A 13,832-nucleotide genomic window follows, 5' to 3' on the forward strand; every position below is an offset into this window, starting at 1 on the left:
TTAACTGCTCCCATAATTGTAACTACCGTCATAACTGACAGTATTGTTGTAACGAATTGATACAGACTGATATTCCAAACTGGCAAGGTGGCAGCGTGCAGGCGCAAACGCTGCCAGTGTGCCACGCAGTAGCGAGGCTTGATCATTAGTGATAGGTTGCTGAAGTATGACGCGATAAACTGCCCAAGATGTTGAATCTCCATGAACATAATTACCATTATGGCTGGCATGACCGTCATAATTGATTTGACCAGTGCCTTCAATTAAATCAATCTCACCAAACCCAAAACGACGGATAATTTCACGAATTGACCACGGTGTGCCTTTATACCGATGCAATTCTATAGCCGACTTGATTAACGTGCGGCGAGCATTGTCTGATTCGACAAGCTCCCAGCCATCGCTAAATAGGGAGAATTGATTTGCCAGCCAATGCAGCGCGCTGCTATCGACAGTATCAATGAGATAAACCATTAATTGGGTTAAATCGATATCATCAAAACGGGAGGCCAACTGACCTAATGCACGCATACTGATATCAGCTTCTAGTGGAGGTGGTAGATGTAACTTAACCATCAGCGACTCCAGTGATCACAACAGTGATACCGATACAGTTCGCCCATTCATTTTCACCTACAACCTGAAACGTAGGAGACTCCAGTACGACTTGATAAACGCCAGAAACAGACAGTGTTGAGATGATTTGGCTGGGAACAATATCTTTCCCTAGCGTTGTTGCTCGTTCAGCTACCCATGTTTGTATGGCTTGTTCTGCTGCTGATTGAATACCAGGTGCATTAACGCCACTGTACAAGGTTAGTTTCGCCTTGATGGTATAATCAACCTTCACGGGAGGTTTTACATATACAGTGTCAGTCAGCGGGCGGATTTTTTCATCAGAACAAAAACTTTTCACCAGCGTTAAAATGCTTTCATCTGGCAACCCTGTTGCCAATAGTGGAAACAGTTCAACAACACCCGGAATGGGAGACCTGACTGCAACATCAACAATATTGGGGTGAGCACGCATGGCATGAAATCGATAAGCCTGACGACTGCCCGCATTAGTAAACGATTCAGGGGCCATCTTGATTCGTACACGTAGCCTCTCGTCACTTTCCTCTGCCGAACCACCACTACTCACTATTGTGTTGATCACTTGCAGGTCAATGTCGTCGATTTCATCCAACAATGTACTGATTTGTGCTGGTTGCCAGCTATTCCCTGATAATCCAGCATCTGTACAAGTAGCTGTGACATTAACGAAACGTGTGCCTGCTTTCAGAACAGCATCTGTATTAGTAGCAAAAATAATACTGTCCGATGCATTAACACGAGTTCCAACTGGAATGAGTACATCTTGCTCTAATGCTTCATCAACACTAAATTGCAGTGTTGTATGTGCAGGCTGGGCGGGTAGCCGATATACTCCGACCAATTCCCCTAAGTAGTCCAAAATGGGCGCACGGGCAAACTCGACCAGATTTTGCTTGGCGGCTTCCTGAACTTGCATTCGGGTCAGTGCTTCACGATATGCAAATAAATTGATCAGCAGGCGTTCTGCCTGTGCTGGGTACAAAGTCTTACCTACATCAGCCTCATACTTTGCGATCATTTCGGTTGTGATTTTCTCTACATCACGCTCGATAAAATCAGGTTCTGTCAGCGCCATAGCAACTCCGTAGATTGTGTAATGCCATCAACTGCTGTCCAATTCACACGCAGAGTCAGGTGCTCTGCCTCAACATTCGGTTTCACCGATAACAACTGGCAACGAGGTTCCCAACGTGTAATAGCATCAACAGATTCCCTGACAACGTGGGGAATAGCGCGGTCTATTGGGTAATCCATATAAAGGTGCAAGTTACTGCCGAATTCTGGTCGATGTGGATCACTGCCACGTGGTGTACGTAGAATAATGAATATTGCTTGGGCGATATCATCCAGCCCACAGGCAATTTTGCCTGAGTTCTGGAGAGCGGGTTGCCAAAAAACAGAGTGTGAGTTCGTATTCATGGGGAACAGTATCATCCCCTGTAGGTATATCTAATATTAAAGACGTTTAAAGAAACCCATGAGAATGATGATTCGAGTTACCGCCTTCATCCATGATGCTACCTGTTGCATGGATGTTGCCATCGACGCTGACATTACCCTGAATGTTCGTAGTACCATTACCACCAGAACCCGACAGTCCATTTTGGTAAGTTAATTGACCTTTCACTAACATATTTCCGGTTACGATTGTTTCCGGCGCATCAATAGTTGCCTGCTGTGCATGAATAACAACATTGGCTCCCACCGCGATCTTAATGTGCTGAATGCCACCATTAATAGTCAGGGTGTGTGAGGTACGATCATAGTAAAAAGCTGCATCATCTGCATAAGTCATACCACGAACGTCTTTATTGTTAGTTGGTGGCGGTTTATCAATACTGGAATAGATAGCACCTAAAATAACACCATCTTCACCATTGGCATCCAATAGTACTTCAACCTGTTCTCCAACATCAGGCAACCAATAGTCCTTGTTATTCTGGGTATTACGCTGCAACACATTCAGCCAGTTAGTACGCATATTATCGCATTCAGGCAATCGCACGCGGGCACGAACAGTAGCAGGATCTACGGCGCTAATTGTGCCGACTTGACGAGTTATGCTGCTCATTTAGATTCCTCCTTGATGATTGTGTCGGAAGAACCATCGGGCTTATATACAACCAATTTCTGAGTCTTACCCCTTTTACCTTTCTTAGATTTACTTGATGTAACAGGGCCACGAGCAACTTCAAGTTCGGTTATATATCCACTGTTGCGATCAAAAGAGTGGTGAGCTGAGGTAATTAACCATTGCCCAGATAACTTGCCAAATTCAACCAACTCAATTTTATTTCCGGCGGTTAACTGAGGGGTACCCACCAATGAAAGTGAGCCGTTCTGCTGGTACTCATTATGTGAATCCAGTGCTGACGTGGCCTTTATTTCAGCGCTATCTTTGTTAGCAGCCCGGCTGTTTACTTTTAAGGTATCTGCGCTGGTTTCTTTACCGCTACTTTTGTCTTTTGGATTGGACTGATTACTTACACTGGTCGTGCCATCAGCTTCATAGACAATCAACTTTTTATCATCAGCCTTTTGGTGCTTCACTTTAGCTTTTTTATAGATTTTATTAATCGTGTCCCGCAGTGAAAATTGGGTAACATCACGAGGGTGTAATTTTTTTATGGGTTCTTGGCAGCGCAAACTGGCTAAGTGGGAGAAAATTAGCTGTTCACTGACAACCTTAACGGCATAACCATATTCACCGGCCAGTCGTTTCAAGAACGCCACATCGGTTTCAGAATATTGTGTCACCCTGTCAATCTTGATGATTTCGATACTGCCGATCAGCTTTAACTGATGTTTCTTAGCGATGCGGTTAGCAATAGCTGCCAGAGTTGTATTCTCAAATCCACGGTTAGATTTGGTACGCAATGCTGTATTGATAGACGTTGCTACACCTCGAACAGATACAATAGAAGGAGGGATACTGACTTCAATTTCATCAATATAGAATGAGCCACAATTCAGTAATCGTTCTCCGAAATAGCCCAACTTCAATGTCAACGTATCACCTTTGCCCGGATACCATTTATCCAACCAGCGACCATCAGTATCATCCAACTCTACCTCTATTTCATCAGATTCGCTTTTGATGTTGTCGGTATAGCTGACACGAGTGACATAAGGAGTGATGTCATTTGTGATATCTTTTTGCAAATATCGTAACGTGAATGTTGGACTTAAAATCTCTGAGACACCCGTTATAGATGGTGTTTGCTTAGGATAAATTATCTCAGCCACGGTGGTGTATCCTCTTCAGTTACTACATTGTCAGCGTCAATGATAGGTATCAACAATACGATCCCAGATGGCAATACAGGTGTAACTGCAACGTGCGGATTGGCAGCAATTATGCGAGCATAACCTAAAGAGTCACCATAATAATGGTGAGCCAATAAATCCCATCTATCTCCCTCTTTCGTTATGTGTTCAAGAAACATGATCAAAGTGTCCTTGTGGTAATTTGCGCGGCCATCTTACTGAGCGCGGGTGATATTGATGTAAATGTTGAACTTGCCGATTCAAGTTGAGCTGATACAGAATCTAATGCAGCAGAGATATTACTGTTATCTGCACGGCTTAATGACGATTGAGCATTGTTAACAAATGTTACTGCTTGCCCCGTTGCTCTGGTCAATTGAATTGCATCTGGCAATGAGTCACTGAGTGATTGAAAAGCCGGATAGCTTTTCCCTAATGGACCAGCAATATTGTTGAGTCCGGTAAGAAGACCTGGTACGCGGGTTAACGCTACGGCCGGGTTGTCTTTCATCTTCTGTGCAATACGTACCGCACTGATAGTCGTTTGCAGTGCTGATTGTGCTTGTTTGGCATAATTCACTCCATCCCTGACTTTTTTAGCCATACCTGATGGTTTCGGTATTGCATTAGACAACGCCTTTGTATTCGGGACATGAGATTTAATGGCAGGCGGTTTCAGTGGTTTTTTAGGATCACCGATATATTCACGTAATGTCACCGAGGCATTGAGGGCAAATATATTACCTACTGAATCCGTTTGTTCACTGGAGGCTGTCACATCAGTAATAACAAACCAGCCACGGTAATCACCATTTCCGAATATTAGCGCGAGTGCTTGATGTTTCCGCATTGCTTCACGCAGCCGATTCAATTCAATATCCGGCGCACAATAATGTTGATGAAAGACCAAGCTAATTTGAATTTCATCCAGTTTCTCACCTACGAACTGCAAGCCGGGCTTACCCTGAATTCGGGCATGTTCAGCATAATCAACACCAAACGTTACATCAAAACCATCCCAATATGTGATTAGCTCAAATTCAATATCACCTAATACAGCAAACATTATCCGTACCTCCGGCGTTCTCTCTGAATAACAATACGCTCCAGCAGTTTTTCTAATTCACGCATACTCAGGTTTAAGGCTTGACTAATATCGGGTATAGCCGTTTGTTGTTTATCACCAATGTATATTTGCGGGGCGAAAGAGATAGAAAAACCATTATTGCTGTTGCTGGCATCTTTATAACCTGTTCGTTTAATTGGATTGCCCGACATCATCTCAGGAGGTGAGATTTGTGGGGCATCAGGGGTCATTCCCTCAGTCAGACGCTGAGAGGCACGAGCAGCCAACGGCGTAGTACGATCAATACCAACAACCGTACCTTGCACAATATTATCGCCAAATCCCATAAATACCCGACTGGGAGATTGAATACCTAATGCTTCTTTAAACCAGCTAGAAACTTTGCCACCAAAGTTTTTAATGGTGTCCTTAGCCGTGGTCAGCATATTAGAAATACCATTAACCAACCCATTAACGATATTTTTACCAAAGTCAGTAAAATTATCGGGCATATCCATGCCAAACCATTTCATAACGTCAGCGAATGTTTTATAGAACAATCCCAATGGCGACCAATTTAAAATTAATTTACTGACCTCAAATATTCCGCCATCAAACGCATTAGTAATGTCATTCCATCGAGCTGTAAACCAACCTTTGACGTTAGACCAAATATTTTTGATTCCCTGCCATCCCATTTGGAAAGCGAATTTTACTAAGACCCAAAGCCGTTTAAAGAAATTACTGATGGGCTTCCAATAGCGATAGATAAGATAAGCGGCCACTGCAATACTAGTGATGATCAATCCGATAGGATTCATTAATAGTGTGCGTCCAATCCACAAAATAGCTCTGCCAGCTAACATCAAGCCCTTATAGAGAGCACTACCGAGGATTCTACCCAACCAGAGAGCTGCTCCGGCTATTTTTCCCAAGATGTTTGCAACGACACCAAATCTACCGCCACTGCCGATAGCCATTCGAAACAGTAACCACCGTGTGCGCATTAACATTGCGCCTTTCCAGATATCAGTTATAGGGGAAAGCAAAAGATTAAGACCTAATCTGACACCGATTGAAGCTGCTTTGAATGCCAAGAACCCGCCGACCAACGTGACAACATTGCTGATGAGTTCAGGATTAGCGGCCAGCCATTTTCCGGTCTTGTCCATCAATGGAATAAAGGTTTCGGCTAACTGTATTAATGCTGGACGCAGCGACTGACCAATGCTAATAGCCGAATCATTAAACTCAATTTGAGTACGCCGCCACTGTGCTTCTAAGGTATCGTTCTGTTTATCAAAATCGGTATCAACAGATTTTTGTGCCGAATCAGTCCCCATGCCTGTTTTGATACGCTGATAATCTCCCCAACGTTGCCGCATGGCCAAGAGATGGTTGACTGTCTGTACGTCGGTGAAAATAGAGGATAGCCCGAAGGATTCCATGAGCATACGCTGTGCATCTTCATCACCTCTGGCTCCCGCTTTTTTCCACTCTTTCATGAGATCAGCGCCTTTACTCTTGATAAAGCGGTCTGCGATCATGATTGAAGCTTCATATTGTGAGTACCCCGAAGAAACATATCTGCTCATTGAGGTTTGATAATCGACGTCAGCTTCAGCGTATCTTTTGGCAATATCACCACGTCCCATTGAAGCTAGCCAGTTCCTCATATTGGTAGCTGCTTCACCTTCCGTTCCTGCGCCTTCACGGCCAACTTCCAAGCTGGCTATAATCTGTGAAACTGCCTCCTGACCATATATTCCCTTACCAGCAAATTGCTGCGCCATTTCTGGAAAGTATTGGGCGAGATCTTTTAATTCAAAACGACCCGATTTAGCACCGAAAACGGCTCGGTTAAAGGCTTCCTTGAGCGCTTGATCGCCTTCAATTTTCAGGGACTCAAAGGACAGAGCCATTTTGGCTAAGTCATTAATATTAGCTTTGGATGCCGTGGCGACGTGGCCCAATAATCTACTCATATCGGTCGATTTCATGGGAGATTTTCCGGCGGCAACCAATGTACCAATACCTTCCAGCAGAGTTTCTTGTAATTGGTTTGTTTGCTTGGCGTTCTGGCGCAAGATGATTCCGATTTTTTGCTCTTCTTTCGGAGACAAATTGCCCGTGACAGCTATATCCCTTAATCCTGATTCAAAAGAGGCATACTTTGTTACGGACTGAACAACGGGAGAGGATATCGTGCGAGTTAATGCATAGGTTTCGGCTCCCCGTGCATATAGCGCCATACGATTCGTTTTGGCTGCATCACTCATACTAGCCGCAGACTGTAAGCGCTGTTGCTGGCGGTTCAACTGTTCCAGTGTTCGACTGATGCGTTGTAGATCCGCATTCAAACGCTGGGCACTACGGGAACCAAGTTGACCGTAACGTTCAACAGCACGGTTCAGTGCCTGCTGTCGGTTCTCCAGTTGGCGAGTCGTTTCTCCCAGTGTTCCTAGAGTACGGCGTGTACCAGACATGGCAGAACTGAACGCACTACTAATGGCTCCACCAATAATGACACCAATGGAAAATTCTGTTGACACGAATTAAGCTCTCATTAAATGGGAAATAAAATGAAAAATTCACTTCCAGTATTCCAGACACTATTAATGGCAATATTTGTCTGTATTAATTAACCGTCTTCATTCTCTCGTTTGATTTGAGTGTTAGCCTCATTCAACCAACATTCAAATTCATCCAGCGCCAGATTATCAATCTCGCTCGGCTGGAACCGGAACCATCGTGCCAACATCGCCGATGCTTGCCACACTGTTTTTATTTCCCTGATCCAATCCGATAACTTGCTGAAATCGTTTCTGTAATGCCAGATAATCAGCGACATCCATCTGTTCGATATCTTCTGGTAACAATCCTGTCGAACGTGCTATCAAAATATCATCCCAGTCAGTAGGATTTTCGCTGGCTCGCCGGGCAGCCTTGATATCTTTAACTTTCAAACGTGATAACTGAAGCTCTTCAATGCGAACGCCAGCAGCCGTGGTATAGGGAAATTGAAGATGGTAAGTCGTGGTTGACATGATGATACTCCTCTGTAAGTTTCATTCAGTATCATCCATGTATGGAAACGGAAATATTAAAGGGGATTAAAGAAGAAAGGGGCTGATGCCCCTGTCATTAGTGAGTGCGAAAGCCTCTACAGTTACGGAAAAAGTCTATCAGATATTCTTTCCCTTTCGCTGCACCGATATCGGAAAACCAACCTTCCGGAGGAATCCACTTATCAATCAAGTCGGCAAGCTTTCTGGCTTTGGAGCGAGTGCAGTCATTATTTAGTTTAACCTCCAATATTGATGCGATAATCGGTCAGTTGATCAATGCCGCCAACACGGAAGATATTGGCCAGATAATCCAGTTCTAACAGTTCCTCCCCATCCAATACTTGCTTAATATAGGTACTGGTAAAGCTACTGGAAAAATCAGCATTTTCATGTTGTTTAAATGTGCCCAGCGGATTCTTCTTAAATAAAATGGTCAGATATGTCACCAATGGCACTTCATCAATGCGCCCCTGTGAACTGAATTTCTGGACGCTGGAACGGCACTGTAATGCCAGAGATTTATAGGGATTGGCTGCGGATAACATAGCGTCACGGTAGAAACTGTTCCACTTGATCTCGCCTTCCAGCTTATCGAAGCCTGCCGGTAGCTCTACTTTGCCGACCATCCCCAGCGCCTTATGCTCCTGCATGGTCATGGAAACGTCTGGCAGTTTCACTTCTTCAGCACGTCCCAACAGGTTATTGCCGTCAATATAAATATTGGCGTTGGTGATGCGGTTAATCTCTATTTTTCCGGCCATTAATTATTTCCCTTTAAATTCAGCAAATATTCAGAGGTAATTTCGGTCTCAAATGTCAGCCGTTCCAGTGGTGGTGGAGGTGTGTACTTATAACTGAGTAACAGATGACCTGATGCCAGCTCCGTTTCTTCGTTATGGGTCGGATCAAACCAGCATTTGAATCCCAACAAAGCGCCATCAGCAATCAATTTACGACCATAGGCATTCACAGATTCTGTCAGGGCATCTATCAGCGCTGGCGTGATCGGCATATCGATATATTGCTGACTGAAGTAACGCAGGGATTCATTAATCACGTCGCCCGTTCTGCGCACGTTCTCGAAGTTACGCATGTGTGTCACAGTTGGCCATGCGGCGGTACGGTTGCCCCATAAGCGCAAACCAGAGCCATAATTATTGAACACTGTAGTAATCCCTTGTTCATTGAGCTGGTTCACTTCACTTTGTGGATCGTCAATTATGGCGGATAGCTGGCGCTCAATACCTGTGATCCCTATAATTTCTTGATTGGAGGATGACCACCAAAAACCTTTGTCTGCATCAATCTTGGCACGCAGCCCTGCTGCACGAGATGACAAGGGTTCCAAGCGCTCGCTATTGCTTTCCGCATCATAGACTTTGACGTGTGGGTAACACAGCCGGACACGATCAGAACTGGTATTAAAATTGATTGTGCCAGACGGGCCGCGGCCACTGATAGCCTGAACAAAAGTGGTGCCTATCGGGGCATCAATATAAGTCATAGCACCCAATTTAGTTGCAAGGGCAATCAGTTCTGTTGTCACACTTAGCTGGGTACAGTAGACAGGAGCCAGCAAAATCTTGGCAAAGAACCCATACAGGTTATAAGTATCATTCAGCAACTTCATACCTGTACGATTACCCGCTGCATTGATGCTGCCAATAATGTCAGCAGGCGTCACTAATGTAGGGTCGGCAAAGTCATAGCTGGCAATCACGGTTGCGCCGGCAGCAATGTTTTTACCGATATTCTTGAGGCTGCCTGTTTGAGCATCCAGAGAATAGTCTTGCCCTTCTACATAAGGGGCACTACCAGAGGTGGCTTTTAGTAAGACATTACTGACCACGGGATTAGCCAGTTTCGCTGTTTCTGTGGTTTTATCAAAGCTAATGCTTTCACTGGCAACATTAGCTTTATGCACCTCAGGATCAAGAACGTTAATAACCAGCACAGTTCCCGCCCCATGATCATAAATAGCATCCAGTGCTTGTGGGATGGTAAAACCATTCATTTGAGTACCAAATTGAGCGGCATCTTTTTCTGACAGACAAAGTGTCACTGCATTTACTGGCCCTATCGGTGCAGTACCAATTAAGCCGATCACGGCGGATTTCACTGTCTTGACAGGACGTGAGCTTTTTTCGACTTCGATAGTTTCGACGCCATGCAAATAATTAGCGGCCATCAGTGACCTCCTCAGGCTTTTCTTTCTTCAGAATATTTTTTTGCTGTTCTGACAGTGGATGAAGATATCGCAGCGCTATCAATGTCTTCACATAATCATGCTGCTGCGGTAAATCAACAGTTTTTCCTGACCAGAGCAAGACTTCAGTGCCATCAGCTAAAGTGACGCCGCTTGCTGGGCCTGTATAGAGGTATTTCATTGTTCAGTTCCCTCATAATTGATTTGGGCTAACGGCGAACCATTCGGTAACTCACAGTCTTCGATAAATACACTTTCAGGCGCAAAATCCAGCGTGTATTGCCACAAACCAGCTATCTCACCGAGAAATGTATCCCGTACCAGCCAACATTTTCGTTGGCAGTTCGGTGGTTGGAATCCGCCGAGAACCCGGCATACATCATCTAATGTGGCAACGGCACCGTGACGTCCATTAAGCTGACGAAAAACTATGGTGGCATTGAGCATGACAGTTTGTGTCTGCAATACCGCCCCAACATCTTCAGGCTTGTCGAAGCGAGAACCGGGATAGCTGATTAAAATGGCTCCTACCGGATGGTTCAGCCTGAATTCAGTTGGTCTTTCAGGGAAATACTCCACCTGTAAGCCAGGTAGTTTTTCTCTTAGCCTCATGACAATGGCATCAATGATCGGCGAAACATCCATCAGTATTTCTCCAACATTCCTTTACTCCCCCCAAAGGTGGGACGACGCGCCCGAACACGAAACTCCCCCGGTTCAGGGGTATCTTTTCCTGTGGAAAGCAGGCCCAGTGTCAGTTTGGCATCTCGGATGTCAGCCAGTTGGCGCAAAACAATTTTGTAATCATCTATCACGGCTTCAGGAATAGAACCCTCTGGACGGCGGGCATACAGCCGATAGCGTGTTAACGTAATGGCGGCATCACGTAATACCGTGGGAACTTCCGCCAGAGGCAGGATATAACGTCCACGTAAATGGGCATCGATAAGTTCATCGGCATAGCGAATGACATTGTTAACCACAGTCTCATTGATTGTCTGGGCATTAGGCTCTTCGTTGGACAGCCATATCAATGATTGCGTTGGTATCTGCTCTTGCAAGTCTTTCAATGAGCAATACATGTCATATGCCACGTAAGATGCGAATGATATTACCTGCCGCTATGGCATCATCCAGCGCAAACCCGACAGATGTGCCGGCAGCATTTTCAGCCGAACTCAGTGGTACTGCACAGGCATCCTTATCCGACTGTACGACTTGCCCACGGGTTATTGGCCCACCAGCTTCAACAGCAATAATGCCCAAGACATTAACTGGAACGACATCACCAGCCTTCGCATCCACCTCTGCTATACCAAGTGCAACGGCTCCAGCCTGACACGGTGCATTATCAGTACTAACTAAACGATGCTGGATGATGTTTGCACTGGCGATAATTGTTGTCGTCAATACGGATTGTTGTGTTACTGCCATGGTGATGTCTCCCTTACTTCACAATATTGGTAATCAGATAGCCGGCATCACCGCCAACAACCGCAACTTTATAAATATCGGTATAACGACAGTAATTGACCTTACCGCCCACACCTTCATATTTATCCGCTACAGGCATCCCTTTGCGGCGAAATGTATAGCCAAAGGAGGGTTCATATTCATCAGCGCTTTCTGCTCCTGCCTGCGGAGGTGATACGTAATGCAACATCAAATTATCAGCCCAGATATCAACGGGATTTTCTTTAATACTTGGGGTAGAAACAGGTTCACCAACGACAACGTTTTGGATTTGGAAAAGGTCTTTGAGTATTTCTATTGTGATACGTTTACGTTCGTTGGCTCCAATAGCTGCCTGAATTTCAGGATGAAATTTTAACAGTGACATCACGCTAGCCCCCATTGTCATGAGGTTTGGACGTACACCAATGGTAGTACGAACAGCATCAATTCCAGCTTCAATGACTTTGATTGGATTACCTTTGCCACCAGCCCAACGTTCATTAGCTGTCAGATTCTTCACCGAGTCATTAAGATAAACTTCAGGGTCTTGTGCCAATCGAGCGGCATACAGTTCACGCTTGAGATTCACGCCATTGGTGGAACGACGGATTGCCTTTGCTTCTTCATTAAATAAAGATTCCGATTTCTCACGATAATCAACAGGTGCAGCTAGATCATGTTCGTTGAGCACGATATCTAACGAAGAGCCTTTCTCACGGATCAAAACGTTACTGTTGGCACCAACGGCACGCGTGGTGTCATATTCCACAAAAGCACTTTTGCCAAATGTCGGCACACTAGCACCTTCTTTCTCCATTTCGACAATGGGAAAAATATGTTCACCAATAAACACCGCATTTTTATAGCCACGCGCCACGCTGGTTAGCACAGGGTCAACAATACGTTTGCCTTTCAAATAATCAGACACTTATCTCTCCTCAATAGTTACGGTCACAGTGTTACAGGCAGCGGGTAACGGCTACGTCGTAACTGATACCTTCTTTCTTCGCCAGAGCGATGGCTTTTTGATGCAACGCCAGACGTTCAGGATCTGCATCAGAAAACTCAGCAATATCTGATGATGTGTTTTGGTCAACCCGGTCTTTTGTTGCATGTTCACCAAAATCAATAATAGGCTGGGTAGAACTCAGCAGATCTTTAAACGCAGTAGCCAATGGTTTTTTCACATAACCTTCAGCAAACTCGACAGGGGAATCTCCTTGGGTTATAGCGTCCAGCAAGGCGACCACGACAGATTGAGCAGCAGGTGCCAATCTGCCGTCTGCGATCAGCTTTTCGGCAAATGCCATGTTTCCAGCATGTTGCTCAGTTTGTTTGCGCTTTGCGTCGGCAACATCACGGGCAACAAGCTGTTCTTTCAGGCGAGTGTTTTCATCTTTGAGCGCCTTTTTTTCTTCATTTGTCACGATGTTTTCCTCATGTTGATGTGTGTTATTGGGTTCATGAAAGGCAGGAGCAGGCTGAGTCGTGCTATAAGCTTCTTCACGTAATGAATCCACCTGCCAAGAAGGAAGCGCTTTGTCTGCTTCGTCCATACCGAATTTACTAATCAAAAATTCTCGCAAACGCCCCCAAAGTGAGGCGTTGGTGATATCACTCCAATCAGAGAACTCGACGACACCATATTCTTGTTCACTAAATTCAACCTGTTTCAATCCTTTAATGGCGGGCGGCTTCGCCCCAAAAAGCCGACATGACGCAAATAGAGCACGCCGGGTTTAGGGTTGTTTGGGGAATCAGGTAAATAGAAAGAAGCAGAAATTTTTTTATAGCGGCCTGCATCGACCAGTTCGGCGAACTGAACATCAACCTGTTGAGGCTCTGCAATCAAGTCATCACCAGAAGACGTCAGCGATTTAACCCAACCATAGGCAGGTAAATTGTCTTTTGGATGCCCAATCACAATCGGTGCTTCATGCAACGATGAGTCATAAGCCTTTGCACAAGCTTGCAAATCTGCGGGGCTGAACGGCAATTGTTTGCCATTCATATCGGTATGTGTACCGGATTTGAAAATGTGAAGTGACTTCATTTTACTGCCTCTATTACGTTAATAGAGACAGTTTCACTACAATCAGAAAAAACGACTTTTAATCTGCTTTAGAAAAGGATTGGGGAAGGAAATAGAAAAGTGGAGAACTGCATGCAATTA

17 protein-coding genes and 1 pseudogene are annotated in these 13,832 nt (G+C 44.9%); all 18 read right to left on the minus strand.

Features of this window, described 5'->3' with window-relative positions:
• The 18 genes and pseudogenes from B0X70_RS17190 to B0X70_RS17275 all read right to left on the minus strand — a co-directional run bounded on the left by B0X70_RS17190 (position 1) and on the right by B0X70_RS17275 (position 13,712).
• Complete coding sequence (locus tag B0X70_RS17190) at positions 1-576, minus strand: phage tail protein I (protein ID WP_394341416.1); 576 nt, start codon at positions 574-576, stop codon at positions 1-3.
• Positions 569-1,672: a baseplate assembly protein gene (locus B0X70_RS17195; RefSeq protein ID WP_217469923.1), complete on the minus strand. Its 1,104-nt coding sequence runs from the start codon at positions 1,670-1,672 to the stop codon at positions 569-571. Before B0X70_RS17195 ends, B0X70_RS17190 begins: the two co-directional genes overlap by 8 nt.
• Complete coding sequence (locus B0X70_RS17200; protein ID WP_023043985.1) at positions 1,663-2,016, minus strand: GPW/gp25 family protein; 354 nt, start codon at positions 2,014-2,016, stop codon at positions 1,663-1,665. The genes B0X70_RS17195 and B0X70_RS17200 overlap by 10 nt, the downstream gene beginning before the upstream one ends.
• Before the next feature lie 46 nt (positions 2,017-2,062).
• On the minus strand, positions 2,063-2,668 hold the full coding sequence (locus B0X70_RS17205; RefSeq protein ID WP_217469924.1) for a phage baseplate assembly protein V: 606 nt from the start codon (positions 2,666-2,668) through the stop codon (positions 2,063-2,065).
• Positions 2,665-3,843, minus strand: coding sequence for a phage late control D family protein (locus B0X70_RS17210; protein WP_217469925.1), 1,179 nt, complete (start codon positions 3,841-3,843; stop codon positions 2,665-2,667). The genes B0X70_RS17205 and B0X70_RS17210 overlap by 4 nt, the downstream gene beginning before the upstream one ends.
• A complete protein-coding gene (locus tag B0X70_RS17215) occupies positions 3,831-4,043 on the minus strand; it encodes a tail protein X (protein ID WP_088776127.1) in 213 nt (70 codons plus the stop codon). Before B0X70_RS17215 ends, B0X70_RS17210 begins: the two co-directional genes overlap by 13 nt.
• 2 nt (positions 4,044-4,045) lie before the next feature.
• Positions 4,046-4,930 (minus strand): phage tail protein, encoded by an 885-nt coding sequence (locus tag B0X70_RS17220; RefSeq protein ID WP_040152980.1) that lies wholly within the window; start codon positions 4,928-4,930, stop codon positions 4,046-4,048.
• Complete coding sequence (locus B0X70_RS17225; protein ID WP_217469926.1) at positions 4,930-7,482, minus strand: phage tail tape measure protein; 2,553 nt, start codon at positions 7,480-7,482, stop codon at positions 4,930-4,932. The genes B0X70_RS17220 and B0X70_RS17225 overlap by 1 nt, the downstream gene beginning before the upstream one ends.
• Positions 7,483-7,571: 89 nt before the next feature.
• The gene (locus B0X70_RS25815) at positions 7,572-7,691 is read right to left on the minus strand and encodes a GpE family phage tail protein (protein WP_112896749.1); all 120 of its coding nucleotides are present in this window, start codon (positions 7,689-7,691) and stop codon (positions 7,572-7,574) included.
• On the minus strand, positions 7,651-7,977 hold the full coding sequence (locus B0X70_RS17235) for a phage tail assembly protein (RefSeq protein WP_011147612.1): 327 nt from the start codon (positions 7,975-7,977) through the stop codon (positions 7,651-7,653). The genes B0X70_RS25815 and B0X70_RS17235 overlap by 41 nt, the downstream gene beginning before the upstream one ends.
• A 257-nt stretch (positions 7,978-8,234) precedes the next feature.
• Positions 8,235-8,759: a phage major tail tube protein gene (locus tag B0X70_RS17240; RefSeq protein ID WP_011147613.1), complete on the minus strand. Its 525-nt coding sequence runs from the start codon at positions 8,757-8,759 to the stop codon at positions 8,235-8,237.
• A complete protein-coding gene (locus B0X70_RS17245) occupies positions 8,759-10,186 on the minus strand; it encodes a phage tail sheath subtilisin-like domain-containing protein (protein WP_217469927.1) in 1,428 nt (475 codons plus the stop codon). Before B0X70_RS17245 ends, B0X70_RS17240 begins: the two co-directional genes overlap by 1 nt.
• A complete protein-coding gene (locus tag B0X70_RS17250) occupies positions 10,176-10,385 on the minus strand; it encodes a hypothetical protein (protein ID WP_040152989.1) in 210 nt (69 codons plus the stop codon). The genes B0X70_RS17245 and B0X70_RS17250 overlap by 11 nt, the downstream gene beginning before the upstream one ends.
• Entirely contained in the window at positions 10,382-10,849 is a 468-nt protein-coding gene (locus B0X70_RS17255; RefSeq protein WP_217469928.1) for a Gp37 family protein, read from the minus strand. Before B0X70_RS17255 ends, B0X70_RS17250 begins: the two co-directional genes overlap by 4 nt.
• The gene (locus B0X70_RS17260) at positions 10,849-11,286 is read right to left on the minus strand and encodes a gp436 family protein (protein WP_040152993.1); all 438 of its coding nucleotides are present in this window, start codon (positions 11,284-11,286) and stop codon (positions 10,849-10,851) included. Before B0X70_RS17260 ends, B0X70_RS17255 begins: the two co-directional genes overlap by 1 nt.
• A gap of 1 nt (position 11,287) precedes the next feature.
• Positions 11,288-11,638: a DUF2190 family protein gene (locus B0X70_RS17265; RefSeq protein ID WP_217469929.1), complete on the minus strand. Its 351-nt coding sequence runs from the start codon at positions 11,636-11,638 to the stop codon at positions 11,288-11,290.
• 13 nt (positions 11,639-11,651) lie between these two features.
• Entirely contained in the window at positions 11,652-12,587 is a 936-nt protein-coding gene (locus B0X70_RS17270; RefSeq protein ID WP_040152997.1) for a hypothetical protein, read from the minus strand.
• Positions 12,588-12,618: 31 nt separating this feature from the next.
• Positions 12,619-13,712: pseudogene (locus tag B0X70_RS17275) on the minus strand (peptidase).
• Between the last annotated feature and the right edge of the window lie 120 nt (positions 13,713-13,832).

Source organism: Photorhabdus akhurstii (genome assembly GCF_019090985.1).
GTDB classification, from domain to species: domain Bacteria; phylum Pseudomonadota; class Gammaproteobacteria; order Enterobacterales; family Enterobacteriaceae; genus Photorhabdus; species Photorhabdus akhurstii.